Genomic DNA, 21336 nt, shown 5'->3' with positions numbered 1-21336 from the left:
GATCGCTTAACCAGCACCTACGTGGGGAAGCCAGCTTCCCCCTTCTTTCAGGAACGATGCGATGCCTGTCCATTTGCTGATTGTCGACGCGCTCAATCTGATACGTCGCATTCATGCGGTACAAGGTTCACCCTGTACCACAGCGTGCCAACACGCACTACATCAGCTCATACAAAACAGCCAGCCTACGCACGCGGTTGCCGTCTTTGATGACGAAGATCGCGATACCAGTTGGCGTCACCAACTCTTGCCGGACTATAAGGCAGGACGCACGCCAATGCCGGATAATTTGAAACAGGAACTCCCGCAGATTAAAGCGGCGTTTGCCACCGTTGGCGTAGCAAGCTGGCATAGCTCCGGTAATGAAGCCGACGATCTGGCGGCTACGCTGGCCGTCAAGCTGTCATCCGCGGGTCATCAGGCCACGATTGTGTCGACCGATAAAGGCTACTGCCAGTTATTGGCACCCCACATTCAGATCAGAGACTATTTTCAGAAGCGCTGGCTGGATCTGCCGTTTATCGAGCAGGAATTTGGTGTTTCACCGCGGCAGCTTACAGACTACTGGGGGCTGACAGGCATTAGCAGCAGCAAGATTCCGGGCGTCGCGGGGATTGGCCCCAAAAGTGCTACACAGCTCTTGCAGCAGGTCGGAAGTTTGGAAGCACTGTATCAGCAATTAGATGCCGTGCCGGAGAAGTGGCGTAAGAAGCTGGAACAGAATAAGGAAATGGCGCTGATCAGTCGTCAAGTTGCCACGCTGCGTACCGATTTAACGCTTAATGGCAATCTACAGCAACTGAGGCTGCCGGTGCAGAATAGCGCCGCGCCGCATTCTCACTAGCGGATAAACATGGATGCGTACCTGAGTGACCCCAGATACGCATTAGCACGATACTATCGCTCGTCGCGACGACCAGGCACCGCACTCCAGAAGCGACGCACATGCACGGTGACTTCTTCACGGTCATGGTACAAATGCTTAGCACGCACTTCCGCATTAATCCCATTTTCGCTCAGGCGTTCACGCAGCAACGCGAGATTCTGTGATACCTCCTCGTAACGCTTCTTCATCGGTAACTTCAGGTTGAATATCGCTTCACGACACCAGCCGTTAATTAACCAATTACTCATCAGGCTCGTGACTTTAGCGGGTTTTTCCACCATATCGCACACCAGCCAGTAGATATTATTGCGCGGTGGCTCAAAACGGAAGCCATCCGCCAGATGGTGCATCACCTGTCCGGTGTCCATCAAACTCGGTGCCATTGGGCCGTTGTCTACGGCATGAACCATCATGCTGCGTTTGACCAATTGATAAGTCCAACCGCCGGGGCACGCACCTAAATCCACCGCGTACATCCCACTCCCCAAACGCTCATCCCACTCATCCGCAGGAATAAAGACGTGAAACGCTTCTTCTAACTTAAGCGTCGAACGGCTTGGCGCATCAGAAGGGAATTTAAGCCGTGGGATACCCATATAAAACGGTGAATGGTTATTGCTATAAGAGTAACCGACATAACAACAGCCTGGCGCAATAAACAGCACATGCACGACCGGTCGATCGGCTTTTTCATAGCCCAACAGAATCTTATTTTCGCGCAACGCGGCGCGCAACGGCACAGTGAATTTGCGGCAGAACTTCATCAGCTCTTTGCTTTCATTGGTGTCAGGGACTTCAACACGCAGCTCCCCCGCGCGTTCAATCGCGCCAGTCAACATACCCACGATCGGCGTAATACGGTCTTCCGGCGGCAAGTCACGTAACAGTTCACCGCTGACGAACATCTGACGAACAAAAATCAGCTCATGGAACGGCAGCGTTTTCACCAAACGGTCAGCGTCTTCATGCTGATAGCATTCGAATACCACGTAACCGCTATTTTCTTTTACCCGCGCAAAACCGAACGCATTGTGCTGCGTGGCTTTTTCGGTTATCTCTGCCGCGCACTCTTTCTCGAACCCAGGTCGGCAATACAAAATGACTTTATTCATGGCGTTCAGCCTTTATCTTCAGACGCAGTGCGCCAATCAACATTAATATCCACCCCACCAGAAAACAGGCTCCGCCAATCGGCGTCACATACACCCATAGTTTCAGATGAGAAAGCGCCAGACAGTACAAACTTCCACTGAAGAGTACCGTCCCCAACGCCAGAAACACGCCGCTCCAGTAAAACCACAGATTGGTTCGCTGTTGCATCGCAACCGCCAGCGCCAAAATCGCTAACGTGTGAAATGCTTGATACTCAAGGCCGGTTTTCAACCACCCTAGCTCCGTAGCGCCCAGGGTTTTGCTGAGAACATGAGAACCAAACGCGCCTAGCGCGACAAAAATAAAGCCGCTGATAGCAGCAAACATCAGCATGAAACGACTATTCATCGTTATTACCTATTATCGTAGTTACCTACATAAATTATTCGGTCCATCAATCTTCGATAGCCAACGATGCGACCTCAGCGCGTACCGCTGTCATAGCGGAAGCGAAACTTTTCCTGCTCGCTAGCCGCCCGCGCCAGAATCCAGTGGCGAAAGGCGGCTATTTTACCCAGTTCTGCCTGACTGTCATGACATACCAGATAAAAAGCATTCCGGCTCACCAACACATCGTTAAATGGACACACGAGCCGTCCGGCTTCAAGTTCCGTTTGCGCCATCACATTATTCGCCAGCGCCACGCCCTGCCCGTGAATCGCTGCCTGCAACACCATTGCACTGTGGCTAAAAATCGGCCCCTGTTGTACGTTGATCTGTACACCAAGTTGACGCGTGTAGGACAACCAGTCACGACGCGATGCATCGTGCAGCAGCGTGTGTGCCACCAGATCGTCCGGCGTCTTCAAGGGATGGTTCCCCGTCAACAGCACCGGTGAGCAAACGGGAAGAAGATACTCCGCGTACAGTTTTTCCACCCGCAACCCCGGCCAATTCCCACGACCGTAGAAAATCGCAACATCCACATCATCCGCCAGACGATCTTCATCACGATCCACCGCCTGAATACGCACATCAATCCCCGGATAGTCGGAGTTAAAGCTCGAAAGGCGCGGCACCAGCCAATGGATAGCAAAACTGGGCAGCAGACTGACCGTTAATGCCCCTTTGGCGCTGCGAGATTGCAGCTTACGGGTTGCGTCATTCAGCGATGAGAAGATCTCTTTGATATCCAGATAGTAACTTTGCCCTTCTTCCGTCAGCAGCAGAGAACGATTACGACGGCGGAATAATTTAAGCCCCAGAAAATCTTCCAGAGATTTAATTTGGTGGCTGACGGCAGCCTGCGTGACAAACAGCTCTTCTGCCGCTTTGGTGAAACTTAAATGGCGAGCCGCCGCATCAAAAACGCGCAATGCGTTGAGCGGAGGGAGACGTTTTGACATGAATGAAATCTTTTTGTTTACGCTAGGTCAGCGATTTATCAGGCACATTCGTACCCATTAAATCTTAAGATGCAGAAAGGCGACAGCGAGAAAGATCACCAGCCAATTAGCTGGCTAAGCGATTAATACCATCAGCAACAGCCAGACGATCTGCAACAAAAAGATGACGGGTACAACTATTAGTTTTTGTAATCCGAGACATTATAATTTGTCCATTGAGGATGTACCAGCAAATACCTATATTAGCGCAACTTCCTGAGCCGGAACGAAAAGTGCGGATGGGTGACCTGAGGTGCTTTTGGCTTGTGGTTGTGATGTTGTGTTTGCTATTTGTTTGTCTGCCTTTTGCAGATGTGGTAGCGAGTCTACCCTATTCACTTCCTGTACATTTACCCTGTCTGTCCAAAGTGATTTTTTGTGTAGCACCGCAAATTGCGGTGCTTTTTTTTGCTTACGTTTCCCCCCTCAGCACCATGACAGCCGTATGTAAGTCTGGCGCAGATTCACAGGCAACGTATGATGATGGGCAAACGGCGCTATTTTCCTTTCGCCATTTCTTTCACATTATCTCGATTAATTTGCTGTTGCTGACCGTAAGCGTCGGTGTAGCTGATCATACCCGTCTCATCATCAACCTTCGGTTTCCCCTCTGCGACGATGGTACGCCCGTCATTGGTATGCATGACATAATTACTGGAACAGGCTGCCAGAGAAAACGCCATCACGATGGCGGCAAAAATAGAAATTTTATTCTTCATAGTTAACTCCCAATGAATTTAAATGTTTTCTAGTTAACCTTATGCATCAGGAAACCCTGAAAATTAACACTTTAAAGCGTAGCAACAGTTATTTTTTTTTCCATAAAATCGCATTAAGTATAGTCCTAAACTTGTCTCTCTCGACAAAATGGGACAGGATCTGCCCTCCAAAAGAGGATGCTCATGACACCGTTTAACCCGACTACTTTTCGCCAACAGTTCCCCGCACTCCAGCATTCGACGGTGTATCTTGATAGTGCAGCGACCGCGCTGAAACCGCAGTCCGTCATTGATGCTGTACAGCAGTTCTATTGTAGCGAGAGCGGCACGGTACATCGCAGCCAGCATCGCGGCGCACAGGCGTTAACCCAGCATTTTGAAGGCGCTCGTGAGCAAGTCGCCACGTTACTCCACGCCGACGATCCACGTTCTATTGTCTGGACCAGGGGCACAACGGAAGCGATCAATCTGGTCGCGCAGAGCTATGCCCGCCCTCGCCTTCAACCGGACGACGAGATCGTCGTTAGCGAAGCAGAACATCACGCGAACCTCATTCCGTGGCTGATGGTGGCGCAGCAAACTGGCGCTAAGATTGTGAAGTTGCCGATAGGCTCGGACTTGTTACCGGATATCGAACAGCTAGCCACGCTGATCACGCCAAAAACCCGCCTGCTGGCGCTGGGACAGATGTCAAACGTGACAGGCGGCCAGCCCGATCTGGCGCGCGCGATTGCGCTGGCTCACCGCTATGGTGCAGTGGTGATGGTTGACGGCGCGCAGGGCATCGTTCACTGCCCGCCCGATGTACAGGCGCTGGATATCGATTTCTACGCGTTTTCCGGGCACAAGCTTTATTCCCCCACCGGGATCGGCGTGCTGTACGGCAAAACCGCCTTACTGGAAAGCATGATGCCGTGGCAAGGCGGCGGGAAGATGATGACGCAGGTTTCCTTTGACGGCTTCAAACCGCAGGCGATTCCACAGCGTTTTGAAGCCGGAACGCCGCACATTGCTGGCGTGCTCGGTCTGTCTGCGGCACTAGACTGGCTGACCACGCTGGACTGGCACGCCGTAGAGCAGCACAGCCAGCAGTTAGCACAGCTTGCCGAAACGCATCTGGCGCAGTTCCCCGGCTTTCGCAGCTTCCGTAGCCCACAGTCCAGCGTGCTGTCCTTTGATATTGCCGATGTGCACCACAGCGATTTGATTACGCTGTTAGCTGAAAGCGGCATCGCACTGCGTGCTGGGCATCACTGTGCGCAGCCATTAATGGACGCGCTCGGCGTCAGCGGCACACTCCGCGCCTCGTTTGCCCCCTATAACAACCAACAGGATGTTGCTGCGCTGATCGCCGCAGTGGGCAGCGCCCTTGAATTATTGATCGACTAAACCATGACCCAGACAACTGACACCACGCATCCTTTTGGCCACCACACCACCGTCGCCGACCTGCTGGCGCGATTCGATGCCTGCCGCGCATGGGAAGATCGCTATCGGCAGCTCATTTTACTAGCAAAAGCGCTGCCAACGCTGCCCGAGGAGCTGAAAACCGAGGAAGTTTCATTATCCGGCTGTGAAAATCGCGTCTGGCTGGGTTATCAACGTCAGGAAGACGGCAGGCTGCATTTTTATGGCGACAGCGACGGGCGCATTGTGCGGGGATTACTGGCGGTTTTGTTAACCGACGTTGAGGGAAAAATGCCAGAAGCGCTATTGCAGCACGATCCGCTGGCGCTATTCGATAGCCTAGGGCTACGCGCTCAACTCAGCGCTTCCCGTTCAAGCGGGCTGGCGGCGCTGGCCGCCAGAATCAAGGAGATTGCCGAACAAGAGGCTTCACTCAAGTAGAACCACTCAGGCTATTTATTTCTGCAACGCAGACGCTCTTTCCCTTTTCGCCATCATCTTCTTCAGCGCATGGGATACCGCAACAAACCCAAAGGTTGCGGTGACCATTGTCGCGGCGCCAAAGCCTGACGCGCAATCCATACGCATGACTCCGTCTGCCGTGCTGCGCGATGCACAAACGGAGCCATCAGGCTGCGGATAAACCAGCGGTTCGCTGGAAAACACGCAGTCGATCCCCAGCTTCCCTTTGCTGTTCTTCACCACGTTAAAATCGTGCTTGAGCCGTTCACGCAGCTTGGCGGCCAGCGGATCCTGAATGGTTTTCGCCAGATCGACCACCTCAATGCGGGTCGGATCGATCTGTCCACCCGCACCGCCAGTGGTCACCACTGGGATCTTATAGCGGCGACAGTAGGAGAGCAGCGCCGCCTTCGGGCGCACGCTGTCGATGGCGTCAATCACATAGCTGAAATTCTGGTCGAGCAGCTCGGCCACGTTTTCCGCGCTGATGAAATCATCCACGCAGGTGACGTGACATTCTGGGTTGATCGCCAGAATACGTTCAGCCATCACTTCCGTCTTCGACTGCCCAGTATGCTGACGCAGCGCGTGGATCTGCCGGTTGGTGTTACTGACACACACATCATCCATATCGATCAGCGTGATCGCACCGATGCCGGTACGTGCCAGCGCCTCAGCCGCCCAGGAGCCGACGCCACCAATGCCAATCACACAAACGTGAGCCTGAGAAAACAGCGCCAGCGCCTGTTGACCATATAACCGCGCGGTGCCGCCGAAGCGTTGCAAATAGGCTTCGGATAATTGCGTACTCATTCAACCAACCTTACGAAAACAAAATCACAGGAAAATAAAACAGCGAGAAAAAGCGGCTCAGGATAGCGCTAAACCCGCACGACATCTACCAGACAGCTCATAGCATTCGGCCCCTGCGTCAGCGGCGACGTACCGATATCCAGCGTCAGTACATTTGCATTTCCTGATTGTTCAACCGGATGCCACGTTTTCTGGCCGAAGCCGGGCTCAAACCAGGCACCGGTGGACATAATCACCACGCCCGGCGTGACGCCATCGGTAATCTGTACGCCCGCCAGAATACGGCCACGCGCATTTCTGACTTCCACCTGAGAGCGGTCGACGATATCCCGTTTGGCGGCATCCTGCGGGTGCATGTACAGCGTCTCTTTTCCTGCGGTTTTATTCGCAGCAACCTGCGGCGTGGCAGCCAGTTGACTGTGCAAACGATCGGATGGCTGAATGGAAATAAAGTGCAGTGGCCATTCTTCCGAGCTTTCGGCTCCCAGCCATTCAACGGGAGGTTGCCACTCAGGATGCGGCGCAAAATCGGCATAGCCATAGCTGGCGATAGCCGAACTAAACAGTTCAATTTTACCGCTTGGCGTACTCAGCGCATGCTGCTGCGGATCGCGGCGGAAATCCTCAAAGAACACAAACGGCTTTTCATCCATCGGGATTTCTACATGTCCCTGCTGCCAGAATTCCTCAAATGACGGCCAGCGGTCAGCGGCATCCCGCTGCCTTGCTCGACATTCGTCATACAGGTGTTCCAGCCATTGCTGCTCGCTGCGGTTTTGCGTGAATGCGTCGCCATAGCCCAGACGCTCCGCCAGTTCGCTGAAAATATCCACGTCATTACGCGCCTGATGCTGCGGCGCAATCGCCTGATGCATGGCAAAGATAAAACGATCGCGAGACGACCCGCCGATGTCATTACGCTCCAGCGTGGTAGTGACGGGCAGCACGATATCCGCCATCTGCGCCGCGGGCGTCCAGACGATATCCTGCACAATCACCGTATCCGGCTTGCGCCAGCCGTCCACCAGACGGTTCAACTGCTGGTGATGATGGAACGGGTTGCCGCCCGCCCAATGAATCAGATGAATATCGGGATAAGTATGGGTTTCGCCCTGAAAGGTATAAGGCGTTCCCGGACGCAGTAGCATATCGGCAATACGCGCCACAGGGATCGCCTGCCCCGCGTTCGGGGTTGACGGAGAGGCGGGTGCAGGCGTTGAAATACGTTCGTTGCCGACGCTGTTCATCGAACCGTGGCCGAAGGAGAATCCACCACCCGGTAACCCCACCTGTCCCAGCATGGAAGACAGCGCAATCATCATCCAGTAAGGCTGTTCGCCACGGTGCGCACGCTGCACGGAATAAGAACAGGTAATAAAGCTGCGCACGCCAATCAACTGCTGCGCCAGACGTCGGATGCGCTCGGCAGGAATACCCGTGATGTCGCTGGCCCATTCGGGGGTTTTCACCACGCCGTCGCCGCGACCATGCAAGTAGTCACTCAATTGCTCGTAGCCAACACAGTAGCGTTGCAGGAAATCCTTATCATCAGCACCCAAACGCTGAATTTCATAACCCAACGCCAGCATCAGGGCGACATCGGTATTCGGGCGGATTGGAATCCATTCAGCATTCACAAACTCAGGGCAATCATCGCGCATCGGGCTGATGTTAATGACCGGAATCCCCTTCGCCACCAGCGTTTCCAATGCAGGTTTAAGCGTATGATGCCCGGCACCGCCGGAGGCCACCTGGGCGTTTTTCAGCGCCAGACCGCCAAACGCGAGGAAAATATCACAGTGTTCGACGACGCTGCGCCATTCGGTTACCTTGCCTGTCAGCGGGTGGAAGGTGCCAATCACGTACGGCAGGAAGAACTGCGCCGCGCCCCAACTGTAATTTCCCTGTTGATCGACCGCGCCACCGCCGGAGAAATAAAAACGTCGCACCTGAGAGCGCGCGTGGTGATAACGCCCGGCAGACGACCAGCCGTAGGAACCCGCAAACAGGCCGTCCGCACCGTAGCGATCGCGAATACGGCGATTCTCCTGCGCGACCAGATCAAGCGCCACATCCCAATCCACCTCAACAAAATCCTCCCGGCCGCGCAGCGTTTTATCGCTATTTTCGCGTTTCTGGAGCCAGGAACGGCGTACCGATGGACGGCGGATACGTCGGTCGGAATACACCAGCGGCACAATGGAATCGAGCATCGGGGAAGGAGCCGGATCGCCCGCAAACGGCTCGCATCGAATCAGCCTGCCGTCTTCAACCACAGCGGTAAACGCGCCCCAATGCGCAAGATGTGGATAACGTTTAATCGCCATGACAACCTCAGGATAAGTAATTAGCAGGGTGGATAATAACCTGAATTATTCACGTCCCCAACAGCAAGAAGAGTGAATAGCTTATGCATAATGTGGCATTTGTTATCCATATTTAAACGTTCGTTTAAAACATACGTTGGACTAGGATTTAACCAGAAAATAAAGCGTCGGTTCAGGCAATTTTATTCTTTGTTCGTTATTCAAACCAGGAACGCAGCATGAAAACCATGACACCACACAGCAACGGTAATGATGCTATTTCATTGCTGCCCCGATGTTGACTTAACCCAGCCTTCTTTCTCTCCTCCTGAAGAGAACGGTTTTTTGTCACCCAAAGCACATCATTCAAAACACGCCATTAAAAAAATAAAGGTGGAGCGCACAACGCTGCCCTCTGCATACGGATGGGAAATATGAAAAAAAATCACTTCTTGTCAGCGCTGATTCTGACATCTTCGCTTTTCGGCCTTGCCGCACAGGCGGAACCCCTGACGCCCAAGCGCGGCGGCACGCTGAATTTTCTGGCCGAGCCTGAGCCACCGGTCTTAACCAGTCTGGTTAGCACCAGCGGCGCAGTGATGAAAATCAACGCCAAGGTGATTGAAGGCTTGCTGAATTACGATTTCGATATGAAACCGACCCCGCAGCTGGCGACCAGTTGGTCGGTTAGCCCAGACGGCAAACAATATACGTTCCATTTGCGTAAAGGCGTGAAATGGCATGATGGGCAAGACTTCACCTCTGCGGACGTTGCGTTTTCCATTCTGACCGTCAAAAAATACAATTCACGTGGTCAGGGTACGTTCGCCAACGTCACCGACGTGAAAACCCCCGATCCGTATACCGCGATCCTTGAACTGTCCAAACCCGCACCTTATCTGTTGAGCGCGTTCTCCGCCAACGAAGCACCTATCGTGCCGAAGCACTTATACGAAGGCACGGACATTCTGTCTAATCCTCACAATACCGCGCCGATTGGTACTGGCCCGTTTGTGTTCAAGGAATGGGTACGTGGCAGCCATATCCTGTATGAACGTAACCCGAACTACTGGGACAGCCCCAAGCCTTACGTTGATAAACTGGTGGTGAAAATCATTCCCGATGCCGCCACTCGCACCATTGCGCTTGAAACCGGCGCGTTGGATCTGGGAAGCGACTCTCCCGTTCCGCTGAGTGAAATTGAACGTATCAAGAAAAACCCCAAGCTGGGTATTGAAACCGCGGGCTATGGTTATAGCCCAACGCAAACTCGCATCGAGTTCAATCTGGATAACCCTTATCTGAAGAACCTGAAAGTTCGCCAGGCCATTGCGCACAGCATCAATATTGATGTGTTGAAAAACGTGGTGTGGTACGGCTACGCGGTAAGTTCACCGACACCCATTACGCCGGAGCTGGCGCAGTTTCATGATGCGACACCCTCTCCTTATGGCTTCGATATTGCCAAAGCAAACAAACTGCTGGATGAAGCCGGCTTCCCGCGTCAGGCAAACGGTATCCGCTTCAAGCTGGTACATGACTTCATGCCCTATGGCGATAGCTTCAAACGCGTAGCGGAATACCTCAAATCGTCACTCGCCAAAGTCGGCATCGACGTCACCATTCGCTCGCAGGATTTCGCCACCTTCGTTAAGCGCGTTTATACCGACCGCGACTTTGACTTCAACAACGGTTCCATCTCGAACCTGTTCGATCCCGCCGTAGGCGTACAGCGCCTGTACTGGTCAAAAACCTATCAACCGGGCGTGCCTTTCGGCAACGGCTCACATTACAGCAACCCGGAAGTCGATCGTCTGCTTGAGCAAGCCTCGGTGGAAACCAATCCTGAAAAACGCGTGGAGCTGTACAAGCAGTTCCAACGCATCATCGCCACGGATATTCCCGATTTGAACCTGCTCCAGATTAAGCGCCAGACGATTTACAACAAGCGCGTGCACAACGTCGTCACGGATATTCAGGGCGTCAACGGCAGCCTGGCCGACGTGTGGCTGGATCAGTAATCGTAATACAGCATTCCCCTGCGCTGGCAGGGGAATCCCATGAAGGTATGTGATGAATAAAGTAGAACGAATCGGACGCGTACTGTGGCGAACCCTGCTTCATGCGCTGCCAACGGCCATTGGCATTGTCATTCTGGTGTTTTTCCTGTTGCAACTGGTACCGGGAGACGCCGTTGATGTGCTGGCTGGCGAATCAGGCAATGCAACCGAAGCGACGATGGCACACCTGCGCGCTCAATTCGGTCTCGATCAACCCATACTGCAACAGCTCTCTGTTTATTTAGGTAATTTGGCGCAGTTCAGCCTCGGCTTTTCGCCTCGCTACAATGCGCCGGTAATGGATCTGATCCTGTCACGGTTGCCGGGCACCCTTTTCCTGATGCTGCTGTCGCAGGTCTTTGCCATCGTCATCGGTATAACGCTGGGAACGATCATGGCGGTGTGGGCAGGTAAATGGCCCGACCGCTTGCTCTCCCTCATCGCGCTGCTGCTCTACTCCACGCCGGGATTCTGGATCGGCCTGATGACGCTGATTCTGTTTTCCGTACATCTTGATTGGCTGCCAAGCGGCGGCAATATCACCATCGGCGCGAACCTGACCGGTTGGGCGTATTTCAAGGATATGTTGCAGCATGCCATCCTTCCTGTAGTGGCGCTGAGCAGCTTTTTTATTGCCATTTATGCCCGTCTGACCCGCGCAGCCATGCTGGAAATCACCCAGCAGGATTTCGTGCGCACTGCACATGCCAAAGGACTGTCGCCGCTGTGGGTGACCGTCAGGCACATTCTGCGCTGTGCGCTGCTGCCTATCACTACCGTGGCGGGGATGCACTTCGGCAATCTGCTGGGTGGAGCAGCCGTGGTCGAGACAGTCTTTAGCTGGCCGGGGCTGGGCCGTCTGGCGCTGGAAGCGGTGATGGCTCGCGACTTCAACGTCTTATTAGGCGTTCTGCTGCTTTCTGCCTTCTTAGTCATTTTGGCTAACGTGCTGGTGGATTTACTGCAATCCTGGCTCGATCCCCGAATTAAGGCACGCTGATATGAATCACCTTTCTCCTGAAAATCTCACATCGAAGAAAGCCACAGCGGATGGCGTTAGCTCAGCGGCAGCTCGCCCGTTAAAAACGCCTTTTCGCCTGTCGCCGGAGGTGCGTGCATTTATCCGCAATCCCGCGGGGATGGCTGGCCTGCTGTTGCTGATTACGGTATTTCTGATGGCCGCCTTCGCACCGTTATTGTATCCCGGCGATCCGCTGGATATGGTTGCTCAGCCTTTCTTGTGGCCGGGCGAAAACCCTGATTTCCCCTTAGGAACCGATTCGATGGGCCGGGATGTTGCTGCTGGCATCGTCCACGGTTCACAGGTGTCCTTGCAGATCGGTTTCTCGGCGGTCATCGTCAGCCTGTTAATTGGCACCGTCGTCGGTGCGCTGGCGGGCTATTTTGGCGGTCGGGTTGATGACCTGCTGGTTCATATCACCGAACTGTTCCAGACCTTCCCGACTTTTTTGCTGGTCGTGGTGCTGGTCGCCATCGGTTCGCCTTCGGTTACGCTGATTTCACTGGCTATCGGGATTGCCTCGTGGCCAACGATTGCCCGTCTGGTACGGGCCGAGTTTCGCTCCCTGCGCGAAAGCGATTTTGTGTTAGCCGCACGCAGTCAGGGATTTTCCAGTCTGCGTATCATCTTTCAGGAAATGCTGCCGAACGCCCTGCCGTCGATCATCGTCACCACATCCGTCATGGTTGCCTCGGCCATTTTGATTGAATCCGCCCTGTCCTTCTTAGGCTTTGGCGATCCGAACCGTGTGAGCTGGGGCAGCATGATCGGCGCAGGCCGGGAGTCGCTGCGTACCGCCTGGTTTCTTACCGCTCTGCCCGGCACCGCACTGGTCTTAACCGTACTGTCATTGAATCTGGTTGGCGACGCGTTGAACGATGCCCTGAACCCACGGTTACGGGGGAGAAGCGCATGAAGCCGCTGCTCGATATTCAAGATTTACACGTCGATTTTCCCGGTCATCAGGCCGTTCGAGGATTAAACCTGACGATTAACGCCGGAGAAACGCTGGCGCTGGTCGGTGAATCCGGCTGTGGTAAATCCGCAACGGCGCTGTCCCTGATGCGACTGGTCGCCGAACCAGGAAAAATCAGCGGTCATATTCTGTTTGATGGACAGGATCTGCTGACCCTGCCAGATCGGCAGATGCGTCAACTGCGTGGCAATGCGCTATCGATGATTTTTCAGGAACCGATGACCTCGCTCAATCCGGTGCTTTCCATCGGGCAGCAGATTAGCGAAACGCTGCGATTGCACGAGGCGCTGACGCCTGTACAGGCACGAACGCGTGCTATCGAGTTATTGGATTTGGTCAAGATCCCAGAACCCGCCCGCCGAGTGGATGACTATCCGCATAACCTTTCTGGCGGACAGCGTCAGCGCGTCATGATCGCCATGGCGGTGGCGTGCCGACCGCGCCTGCTGATTGCCGATGAGCCGACTACGGCGCTGGACGTTACCATTCAGGCACAAATTCTGGCGCTACTGGATAACCTGCGTCGTGAATTCTCGATGAGTTTACTGCTGATTACCCACGATCTCGGGCTGGTGGCGCAATGGGCCGATCGCGTGGCGGTGATGTATGCCGGGCAAAAGATCGAAGAAGCCCAGGCGGCTGACCTGTTTCAGTCATCCACACACGGCGTCTCTCCCAAGCACAGTTATACGCGCGGGCTGTTAGCGACATCGTTACACATGGATCAGGACAGGCATTACCGTACCCATCGGCTGGCGGAAATCCATCATGCGCCAACGGAAGAAGGCTTTACCCTGCTGACGCCGCCCAGTTTGATTCACCGTGCTACCGATACGGACCAGTCGCCGCTGCTCTCGCTGAAAAACATTCATACCCGCTATTCAACAGCGCAGGGCAAAGTACTGGCGGTTGACGATGTGTCACTGACTATTTTACCCGGAGAAACCCTCGGTCTGGTGGGCGAGTCCGGCTGTGGTAAATCCACCTTGTCCAAAACCATTCTGCGCCTGCTACCACCTTCACACGGGCAGATCGTGTTCGATGGGCAAGACATCACCGCGCTAAAAGAATCACGGTTGAAAGCGTTACGTCAGCGGGTGCAGATGATCTTTCAAGATCCTTACGCCTCGCTGAATCCACGCCACAGTATTCAGCATATTCTCGAAACGCCGCTGATCGTACATGGCCTTGGCGATCGTCCGCAGCGACAGCAGGCAATCAACAATATTATCGATCGTGTCGGTTTGCCGCAAAGCAGCCTGAGCCGCTATCCCCATGAATTTTCTGGCGGGCAGCGCCAGCGTATCGGCATTGCCCGTGCGCTGGTGGTACGGCCTTCGCTGGTGATTTGTGACGAGCCGGTGTCCGCACTCGATGTCTCTATTCAGGCACAAATTCTCAATTTGCTGGTGGAGTTAAAAAACGAAATGGGTCTGTCGCTGCTGTTTATTTCCCACGACCTCGCGGTGGTGCGTTATATCGCCGATCGGGTCATGGTGATGCAAAACGGACGCTGTGTGGAAAGTGGCGATCACCACAGCATCTGGCATCAGCCACAGCACCCGTATACCCGCAAACTGATCGATGCCGTCCCCGACGGCAAGCGTGAGCAAAAGGATGAATCATGGTGGCATTATTGAAAACCAAAACGCAAAGCAAAGAAAAAGAAGCGGACATCAAACAGCGAATCCTGCGTGAAGCCATCACGATCTTCGCCTGCAAAGGCAGTGAACTGACGACGATTCGTGAAATCACCGAAGCCACCAACGTAAACGTGGCGTCGGTGAATTATTACTTTGGTTCGAAAGAAGGATTACTGCGTGCCGTACTGGACAACGTTCTCGGCCCGTTAAATGACGAAAGAACGCGTCTGCTGGATGAAGTGGAAAAGGCCAATCAGGGTGATGAACTGCCCGTTGCCGCGCTGCTGGATGCGCTATTGCGTCCGCTGGTTAAAACAGCCCGCACGCCCGACGGCGGACGTATTGTCGTTCGCCTGTTACAGCATTTGCGGGCGACACCGGGTCTGGAGGTAACCGCCTTGCTTTCGGCTCAGTTTGATCACGTCGCTCACCGTTTTATCGATGCCTTTTCTCAGGCGCTGCCGGCGTTATCGCGCGCGGAGGTTATCTGGCGCTATGAATTTGCCCGTGGTGCCGCCATGCACGTGTTAACCGACGCCGATCCGCGTTCTGGCCGTCTGGCGTTGCTCTCCAAAGGGCTGTGTGACAACCGCGATGACGATCGCGTGCTGTCGCATCTATTACGTTTTGTCGAGGCAGGTTTTATCGCCGAACCACTGACTGAGATATCACTTCAGTCCTGATTTTTAGTTATTCGCAACACGTTTACATTGACAGGAAACAGACATGAGCAGAGAAAAAATTGAAGGGTCATTCGTTGCCCTCATTACGCCTTTTAATGACGATGGCAGCGTGGATTTCGGCGCATTTGAGGCGTTATTAAAATTCCAGGAAGACAACGGCACGGCGGCCGTTTTGATTATGGGCTCAACGGGGGAAGTGTCCATGCTGTCCCCAGATGAGAGAAAGGCGATCATCCGCCGAACCGCGCAATACAGCACCAGCAAAATGAAACTGTTCTATGGCTGTACCGGTAACAATACCGATACCACCAGTGACTATGTTCGCTATGCACATGACAACGGTGCAGACGGTGCCATCATCGCCGCCCCCGCCTATATCTGTGCCAGCGAGAGCGATATCGAAAGCTACTTTCTGGAAATTGCAGACGCTACCGATTTGCCGTTAGGGATTTATAACAACCCACCGCGCGTAAAAACAGACCTGCACTGGACATCGCTGCTGCGTATTTTCCAACACCCGAACTACGTTATTCATAAAGAATCCACCACCCGTGTGGGTCAAGTGGCACAAGTTCTGGCGGGGAACCCTGATGTGTCGGTGATGTGCTGCGACTCGCCCAATCTGGGTCTGGTCGTGCCAACGATGTCGCTGGGAGGCCACGGAACGGCCAACATGACGGGCAATATTGCACCGGCAGAATTGGCTGAAATTTCTCGTCCGTGGAAAAACGGCGAGGATGCAGAACGCTTCCGTAAGGCCTATCAACATTTGCTGCCGCTGCTGCACTACACTTACTCGGCAATCAATCCGGTGGCGGTGAAATCCTTGATGAAGGCGGTAGGTTTACCAGCAGGCAGTCTGCGTCGTCCGCTGCGGGGTTTACAGGACGAAGCGTTGGATTCAGGCGTTCGCATCGTGAATGAATTAGGACTGAGCAGTAAATACGGCTTTAACCGCTGATTCTTTTTTGGAACGTAGCGTGTGGAACGCAAGAGTTTTATCTCAGAAGTGGCGTAAATCTTGAGCCACTTCTGAGAGGTTAAACGAAGAGATAACTACTGTGGGTTACTCACTAACAGCGAGCCGGAACCGTTCGCCATACTGTTTTGCCCGTTCTTCAACACCCAGACTCGGCCATAGTGGTTATAAAACCCCGCTGAATGTCCCGCATCCGGCCCAATGCCCTGATACATATCGAAGTGCTGGCCTTTAATCGCGCCACCGACATCCAGCGCAACCATCAGGCGCATTTCATACTTACCGGTAAATTTGCCGACGTTATCCAGCAGCGGTACTTCCATTAACAGAGCCGTGCCTGCTGGGATCAGCGAACGGTCAGAGGCGACGGAGGCTTTCGCCACCAGCGGCACGGCGCTAGCCCCTTTGACGGGCGCAGACATCATTGGCTTAAAGAACACAAAGGAAGGATTCTGCTCAAACAGTTCACGCACTTCATATTCGGAATGCTGTTCTGCCCACTTGCGGATGGCCTGCATAGACATTTCTTCACGCGGCACTTCACCACGATCGATCAACACCTTACCAATACTGCGATAGGCATGGCCGTTTTTGCCCGCATAGCCGAAGAACGTCAACGGGCGTCCATCACCAAAATCAATATAGGCGCTGCCCTGCACTTCCATCATGAAGTTATCGACCAGCGAGTTAGTCCAGGCGAGAACCAGTCGCTCATCCAGCGCGCCTGAATAAATGCCGGCACGATCCGGCAACCGACGGTTATTTTTACCCTTCGACGGCATCGCATATAAAGGATGGCGGAATTCTCCCTGGCGGGTGTAGCGCGCCTGCAATACTGGCGTGTAGTAACCGGTGAACTGCACGTTACCAAAGTTATCAACGCCTTCCATCTGCCAGGCATTCAGACCAAATTTACTCAGCTCGCGAGTATCCGCCCCTGACATCATCCAGTTTTCTATCGCCTGAAAGATGGTGTTATTGCGCGCATAAAGATTCGGTGATGCCGACCGAATTTCCGCAACCTGGGTCATGAAATCCCGCGCGTTAACCGGTTTCCCTTTGGCATTCGGTTCATTCACCAATTCCAAAGGCTGGTTGAGGTGACCATCTTTATATTGCTGCCCGCGATCGGTTGGCCTGGATTGACACCCCGCCAAAATGGCAATGACCACTGCGGTCAGCACATATTTTCCCCACCGTCCCTTCATTTTTGCGCTCGCTTTTTACATCAAAAATTTACCGTCGAACGATAACAAACGCCTATTGAGAAAGGAATGGGATAGCGCATAAATCAACGCGGTAAGGGGGAATAGTTCGCCGTCGGCATACCGCATCGCGAACAGCTATTTTCTGTAAATGACTTATTACGCTCACAAAACGACCCATTAGGTGGTAAATCAATCACCTAATAGCCAAATGCCGCGCTTTTTACAGAAATAGGTTGCATCAATGTTCATGGAGAGTATAGTGCGCATCCACGGACGCGGGGTGGAGCAGCCTGGTAGCTCGTCGGGCTCATAACCCGAAGGTCGTCGGTTCAAATCCGGCCCCCGCAACCAATTGATGTGAGTCGTCCATCAAAAATAGTGAAGATAAGTCAGTACGGACGCGGGGTGGAGCAGCCTGGTAGCTCGTCGGGCTCATAACCCGAAGGTCGTCGGTTCAAATCCGGCCCCCGCAACCAATTGATGTGAGTCGTCCATCAAAAGCAGTGAAGATAAGTCATACGGACGCGGGGTGGAGCAGCCTGGTAGCTCGTCGGGCTCATAACCCGAAGGTCGTCGGTTCAAATCCGGCCCCCGCAACCAACTAAGACCTAAACGCTAAAGCACCTTAACGGGTGCTTTTTTGTTTTCTGCGTCAGCTATTATCTCTGCCATGCCGACACCACGCCCCAGACCTAGTGATTCCTTCTGAACCGCGCCAGCAAGACGCGGTCACCGTGCAGCATCAACTACCGCTCAGCCTGGCTGGCAAAGTAGGCTTTAATCCCTGCAAAAATGGATTCCGCAATCTGCTGCTGGAACTGGCTGGTACGTAGCTTGCGTTCTTCTTCCAGATTGCTGATAAATGCCGTCTCAACCAAAACGGACGGAATATCCGGCGCTTTCAGTACCGCAAATCCGGCCTGATCGACGCTGTTTTTATGCAGACGATTCACCCTACCCAGCCGGGTCAGGATCTCTTTACCAAACTTCAGACTATCACCAATCGTCACGGTCTGTACCAGATCGAACATAGTGTGATCTAAATAGCGATCGCCGCTCATGCTTACGCCACCGATCAAATCCGATTCGTTCTGGGTTTCTGCCAGAAATCTGGCCGCGGTACTGGTTGCCCCTTTCTTCGAGAGCGCAAAAACCGACGATCCTCTTGCCGCTCGATTGGTAAACGCATCCGCATGAATTGAAATGAACAGATCGGCACGTTGCTTGCGCGCTTTTGCCACGCGCACACGTAGCGGAATGAACACATCTTCATTGCGCGTCATATACGCTTTCATGTTGGATTCATTATCGATTAACTTGCGCAGGCGACGGGCAATTTGTAGCACGATGTCTTTCTCGCGCGTTTTATTTTTGCCAATCGCGCCGGGATCTTCACCGCCGTGACCGGGATCGAGCATAATAATCAGCGGGCGATCGCGCCCCGCTTTTCCGGCTTTCGGCGCTTCTGCTGGCAGCGTGCGCTCCAGTTCGCCTTTGTTATAATCTTCCAACAGCGCCAGCAGCGGATCGTCTTCGTTATCGTAGCGCCCTGCCGCAGGATACAAATCCAATACCAGCCGGTGCTTGAATTCGGCCACCGGCCCCAGCGTAAAGACCTTGGTCGTCGCCTGCTGTTTGAGTTCCAACACCAAGCGCACCGTGGTTTTATCAAACTGACCGATACGCGCTTCTTTAATCAGCGGATCGTTATCTGACGTAAATTGGCTGGCTATCTCCTTCAGTACGCTATTCAGATGAACATTTTCGATGTCCACTACGATACGTTCGGGATTACTCAGACTAAACTGTTTATATTTCAGCAGGTGATTGGATTCCAGCGTGACGCGGGTATAGGCGGAGGACGGCCAGACGCGCACGGCAACGACCTGTGCCGTCGCCGCTATCCCTACACCACTTACGCTTAACAGCCAGGTTGCTGCTGCGGTTTGTAATAGACGCCGTCGAGTCAAATGATGATTCGAATGAGACATGCCACTCCGATCTGATTGCTGTGCGCTATCCTGCGTTGTTGTGTTGCCAATGCACTGGATAGGCCATTAAAAAATGAATAAAGGTAAAAATTGTCAAAAACTTTAACGAATCTGCTCCACTCTGTCATGCAAAAATCATCTGCAAACCTTATAACAGGCGGATATCATAAATTTGAAGTATAACCTGACTTTTCTGGTGAATACTTCCTCTTGCCTTTTATGAAATAAAGAATAAAAATACAGAAATTACGAATAAAAATGCAAAGAGGGTTCGCAGTGAAGGAACGGAGTACAGAACTGGTTCAGGGCTTCCGCCATTCAGTTCCCTATATCAATGCCCACCGGGGCAAAACGTTTGTCATCATGTTAGGTGGCGAAGCCATTGAACATGCCAACTTCTCTAGCATCGTAAATGATATCGGGCTGCTACACAGTCTGGGAATCAAGCTGGTGGTGGTTTATGGCGCCCGTCCCCAGATCGATGCCAACCTGACAACACACCACTACGAGCCCCACTACCATAAAAATACCCGTATCACCGACAGCGCCACGCTGGAGCTGGTCAAACAAGCCGCGGGTATGCTGCAACTGGATATCACCGCTCGGCTGTCGATGAGCCTGAACAACACGCCGCTGCAAGGTGCCCATATTAACGTCGTCAGCGGTAATTTTATTATCGCGCAGCCGCTTGGCGTGGATGACGGTGTGGACTACTGCCATAGTGGCCGTATTCGTCGCATTGATGAAGAGGCGGTTCATCGCCAGTTAAATAGCGGTGCGATTGTGCTGCTCGGTCCGGTTGCAGTTTCCGTCACCGGTGAAAGCTTCAACTTAACCTCGGAAGAGGTCGCGACCCAGTTAGCGATTAAGCTGAAAGCAGAGAAGATGATCGGTTTCTGCTCGTCACAGGGCGTCACCAACGAAGAAGGTCGCATCATCTCTGAACTGTTCCCAGACGATGCGCAGCAGCGTATTGATGCACTGGAACAGGCTGGCGATTACCATTCAGGTACAGTCCGATTCCTGCGCGGCGCGGTCAAAGCCTGCCGTAGCGGCGTGCGTCGCAGCCATCTTATCAGCTATCAGGACGACGGTGCGCTGTTGCAGGAACTGTTCTCGCGCGATGGCATCGGCACGCAGATCGTGATGGAAAGCGCCGAGCAGGTTCGCCGTGCGACCATCAATGACATCGGCGGCATTCTGGAGTTGATCCGTCCGCTGGAAGAACAAGGTATTCTGGTTAGACGCTCGCGCGAGCAGTTGGAAATGGAGATCGACAAATTCACCGTTGTCGCACGCGATAACCTGACCATCGCCTGTGCCGCGCTTTACCCGTTCCCGGAAGAAAGCATCGGCGAAATGGCCTGCGTCGCGGTTCACCCGGATTACCGCAGCTCATCACGCGGCGATATGCTGTTACAGCGCGTTGCCGCTCAGGCACGCCAGCAGGGTCTGCAAAAGCTGTTCGTGCTGACGACGCACAGCATTCACTGGTTCCAGGAACGCGGCTTTTTACCCGCTGAAGTGGAAATGCTGCCGAAGAAAAAACAGGCGCTGTACAACTACCAGCGTCGCTCAAAGATTTTGGTACTGGATCTCTGAATTATTTCATTCAATAGCGCCTCTCGTGGCCGACCGTAAAGTC

The 21336-nt window shown here is 53.5% G+C and carries 18 protein-coding genes and 3 tRNA genes; 13 read left to right on the top strand and 8 right to left on the bottom strand.

What is annotated here, in order from left to right; genetic code table 11:
• Positions 1-61 precede the first annotated feature (61 nt).
• Positions 62-844, top strand: coding sequence for a flap endonuclease Xni (gene xni / locus AACH44_RS04650; RefSeq protein ID WP_261848265.1), 783 nt, complete (start codon positions 62-64; stop codon positions 842-844).
• A 53-nt stretch (positions 845-897) separates the two neighbouring features.
• Here xni and rlmM read toward each other — a convergent pair whose 3' ends face one another.
• From rlmM to AACH44_RS04630, 4 genes are all read right to left on the bottom strand, one after another.
• Entirely contained in the window at positions 898-1998 is a 1101-nt protein-coding gene (gene rlmM, locus AACH44_RS04645; RefSeq protein ID WP_261848264.1) for a 23S rRNA (cytidine(2498)-2'-O)-methyltransferase RlmM, read from the bottom strand.
• Positions 1991-2386, bottom strand: a complete 396-nt coding sequence (locus AACH44_RS04640) for a DUF423 domain-containing protein (protein ID WP_261848263.1) — start codon at positions 2384-2386, stop codon at positions 1991-1993. Before AACH44_RS04640 ends, rlmM begins: the two co-directional genes overlap by 8 nt.
• A 74-nt stretch (positions 2387-2460) precedes the next feature.
• Entirely contained in the window at positions 2461-3384 is a 924-nt protein-coding gene (locus AACH44_RS04635; RefSeq protein WP_014700927.1) for a transcriptional regulator GcvA, read from the bottom strand.
• Between the two features lie 536 nt (positions 3385-3920).
• Positions 3921-4142 (bottom strand): YgdI/YgdR family lipoprotein, encoded by a 222-nt coding sequence (locus tag AACH44_RS04630; RefSeq protein ID WP_005975888.1) that lies wholly within the window; start codon positions 4140-4142, stop codon positions 3921-3923.
• A gap of 183 nt (positions 4143-4325) precedes the next feature.
• On the opposite strand from AACH44_RS04630, the gene csdA reads away from it, so the two are divergent.
• Together csdA and csdE are read left to right on the top strand one after the other, a co-directional pair.
• Positions 4326-5531, top strand: a complete 1206-nt coding sequence (gene csdA, locus AACH44_RS04625; RefSeq protein ID WP_261848262.1) for a cysteine desulfurase CsdA — start codon at positions 4326-4328, stop codon at positions 5529-5531.
• A gap of 3 nt (positions 5532-5534) precedes the next feature.
• On the top strand, positions 5535-5990 hold the full coding sequence (gene csdE, locus AACH44_RS04620; RefSeq protein ID WP_261848261.1) for a cysteine desulfurase sulfur acceptor subunit CsdE: 456 nt from the start codon (positions 5535-5537) through the stop codon (positions 5988-5990).
• A 15-nt stretch (positions 5991-6005) separates the two neighbouring features.
• Here the strand turns inward: csdE and tcdA are convergent, their stop codons facing one another.
• The gene (gene tcdA, locus AACH44_RS04615; protein WP_182812851.1) at positions 6006-6824 is read right to left on the bottom strand and encodes a tRNA cyclic N6-threonylcarbamoyladenosine(37) synthase TcdA; all 819 of its coding nucleotides are present in this window, start codon (positions 6822-6824) and stop codon (positions 6006-6008) included.
• A 68-nt stretch (positions 6825-6892) separates the two neighbouring features.
• Positions 6893-9151, bottom strand: coding sequence for a molybdopterin-dependent oxidoreductase (locus tag AACH44_RS04610; RefSeq protein WP_261848260.1), 2259 nt, complete (start codon positions 9149-9151; stop codon positions 6893-6895).
• 413 nt (positions 9152-9564) lie between these two features.
• Here AACH44_RS04610 and AACH44_RS04605 point away from each other — a divergent pair, with 413 nt between their 5' ends.
• Genes AACH44_RS04605 through AACH44_RS04580 form a run of 6 tightly spaced genes read left to right on the top strand, consistent with a single transcriptional unit; the run spans position 9565 to position 16474 of the window.
• A complete protein-coding gene (locus AACH44_RS04605; RefSeq protein WP_261848259.1) occupies positions 9565-11151 on the top strand; it encodes an ABC transporter substrate-binding protein in 1587 nt (528 codons plus the stop codon).
• 52 nt (positions 11152-11203) lie between these two features.
• Positions 11204-12190, top strand: a complete 987-nt coding sequence (locus AACH44_RS04600; RefSeq protein WP_261848258.1) for an ABC transporter permease — start codon at positions 11204-11206, stop codon at positions 12188-12190.
• A gap of 1 nt (position 12191) precedes the next feature.
• Entirely contained in the window at positions 12192-13127 is a 936-nt protein-coding gene (locus tag AACH44_RS04595; protein ID WP_261848257.1) for an ABC transporter permease, read from the top strand.
• Positions 13124-14827 (top strand): ABC transporter ATP-binding protein, encoded by a 1704-nt coding sequence (locus AACH44_RS04590; protein WP_261848256.1) that lies wholly within the window; start codon positions 13124-13126, stop codon positions 14825-14827. Before AACH44_RS04595 ends, AACH44_RS04590 begins: the two co-directional genes overlap by 4 nt.
• A complete protein-coding gene (locus AACH44_RS04585; RefSeq protein WP_261848255.1) occupies positions 14812-15513 on the top strand; it encodes a TetR/AcrR family transcriptional regulator in 702 nt (233 codons plus the stop codon). Before AACH44_RS04590 ends, AACH44_RS04585 begins: the two co-directional genes overlap by 16 nt.
• A 43-nt stretch (positions 15514-15556) precedes the next feature.
• Positions 15557-16474: a 4-hydroxy-tetrahydrodipicolinate synthase family protein gene (locus AACH44_RS04580; RefSeq protein ID WP_261848254.1), complete on the top strand. Its 918-nt coding sequence runs from the start codon at positions 15557-15559 to the stop codon at positions 16472-16474.
• Positions 16475-16569: 95 nt separating this feature from the next.
• Here AACH44_RS04580 and mltA read toward each other — a convergent pair whose 3' ends face one another.
• Positions 16570-17700: a murein transglycosylase A gene (gene mltA, locus AACH44_RS04575; protein ID WP_261848253.1), complete on the bottom strand. Its 1131-nt coding sequence runs from the start codon at positions 17698-17700 to the stop codon at positions 16570-16572.
• Between the two features lie 274 nt (positions 17701-17974).
• Here mltA and AACH44_RS04570 point away from each other — a divergent pair.
• From AACH44_RS04570 to AACH44_RS04560, 3 genes are all read left to right on the top strand, one after another.
• Positions 17975-18051, top strand: a tRNA-Met gene (locus AACH44_RS04570).
• A 48-nt stretch (positions 18052-18099) separates the two neighbouring features.
• A tRNA-Met gene (locus AACH44_RS04565) sits at positions 18100-18176 on the top strand.
• Positions 18177-18223: 47 nt separating this feature from the next.
• Positions 18224-18300: transfer RNA gene (locus AACH44_RS04560), tRNA-Met, on the top strand.
• Positions 18301-18446: 146 nt separating this feature from the next.
• On the opposite strand, the gene amiC is transcribed toward AACH44_RS04560, so the two are convergent.
• A complete protein-coding gene (amiC, locus tag AACH44_RS04555; protein ID WP_261848252.1) occupies positions 18447-19691 on the bottom strand; it encodes an N-acetylmuramoyl-L-alanine amidase AmiC in 1245 nt (414 codons plus the stop codon).
• Between the two features lie 276 nt (positions 19692-19967).
• Between amiC and argA the strand changes: the two genes are divergently transcribed.
• Positions 19968-21293 carry an amino-acid N-acetyltransferase gene (gene argA / locus AACH44_RS04550; RefSeq protein ID WP_261848251.1) on the top strand — a complete coding sequence of 442 codons (1326 nt, stop codon included), beginning with the start codon at positions 19968-19970 and terminating at the stop codon, positions 21291-21293.
• Positions 21294-21336 lie beyond the last annotated feature (43 nt).

This window comes from Pectobacterium araliae, assembly GCF_037076465.1.
Lineage (GTDB): Bacteria > Pseudomonadota > Gammaproteobacteria > Enterobacterales > Enterobacteriaceae > Pectobacterium > Pectobacterium araliae.
Note: the sequence above shows the minus strand (reverse complement) of the source record. Positions and strands in the feature narration are given on the sequence as shown.

What these genes read in the sequence shown, in the direction of transcription:
- xni (WP_261848265.1), top strand. Translation starts at nt 62, where the DNA reads ATGCCTGTCCATTTGCTGATTGTCGACGCGCTCAATCTGATACGTCGC.
- rlmM (WP_261848264.1), bottom strand. Translation starts at nt 1,998, where the DNA reads ATGAATAAAGTCATTTTGTATTGCCGACCTGGGTTCGAGAAAGAGTGC.
- AACH44_RS04640 (WP_261848263.1), bottom strand. Translation starts at nt 2,386, where the DNA reads ATGAATAGTCGTTTCATGCTGATGTTTGCTGCTATCAGCGGCTTTATT.
- AACH44_RS04635 (WP_014700927.1), bottom strand. Translation starts at nt 3,384, where the DNA reads ATGTCAAAACGTCTCCCTCCGCTCAACGCATTGCGCGTTTTTGATGCG.
- AACH44_RS04630 (WP_005975888.1), bottom strand. Translation starts at nt 4,142, where the DNA reads ATGAAGAATAAAATTTCTATTTTTGCCGCCATCGTGATGGCGTTTTCT.
- csdA (WP_261848262.1), top strand. Translation starts at nt 4,326, where the DNA reads ATGACACCGTTTAACCCGACTACTTTTCGCCAACAGTTCCCCGCACTC.
- csdE (WP_261848261.1), top strand. Translation starts at nt 5,535, where the DNA reads ATGACCCAGACAACTGACACCACGCATCCTTTTGGCCACCACACCACC.
- tcdA (WP_182812851.1), bottom strand. Translation starts at nt 6,824, where the DNA reads ATGAGTACGCAATTATCCGAAGCCTATTTGCAACGCTTCGGCGGCACC.
- AACH44_RS04610 (WP_261848260.1), bottom strand. Translation starts at nt 9,151, where the DNA reads ATGGCGATTAAACGTTATCCACATCTTGCGCATTGGGGCGCGTTTACC.
- AACH44_RS04605 (WP_261848259.1), top strand. Translation starts at nt 9,565, where the DNA reads ATGAAAAAAAATCACTTCTTGTCAGCGCTGATTCTGACATCTTCGCTT.
- AACH44_RS04600 (WP_261848258.1), top strand. Translation starts at nt 11,204, where the DNA reads ATGAATAAAGTAGAACGAATCGGACGCGTACTGTGGCGAACCCTGCTT.
- AACH44_RS04595 (WP_261848257.1), top strand. Translation starts at nt 12,192, where the DNA reads ATGAATCACCTTTCTCCTGAAAATCTCACATCGAAGAAAGCCACAGCG.
- AACH44_RS04590 (WP_261848256.1), top strand. Translation starts at nt 13,124, where the DNA reads ATGAAGCCGCTGCTCGATATTCAAGATTTACACGTCGATTTTCCCGGT.
- AACH44_RS04585 (WP_261848255.1), top strand. Translation starts at nt 14,812, where the DNA reads ATGGTGGCATTATTGAAAACCAAAACGCAAAGCAAAGAAAAAGAAGCG.
- AACH44_RS04580 (WP_261848254.1), top strand. Translation starts at nt 15,557, where the DNA reads ATGAGCAGAGAAAAAATTGAAGGGTCATTCGTTGCCCTCATTACGCCT.
- mltA (WP_261848253.1), bottom strand. Translation starts at nt 17,700, where the DNA reads ATGAAGGGACGGTGGGGAAAATATGTGCTGACCGCAGTGGTCATTGCC.
- amiC (WP_261848252.1), bottom strand. Translation starts at nt 19,691, where the DNA reads ATGTCTCATTCGAATCATCATTTGACTCGACGGCGTCTATTACAAACC.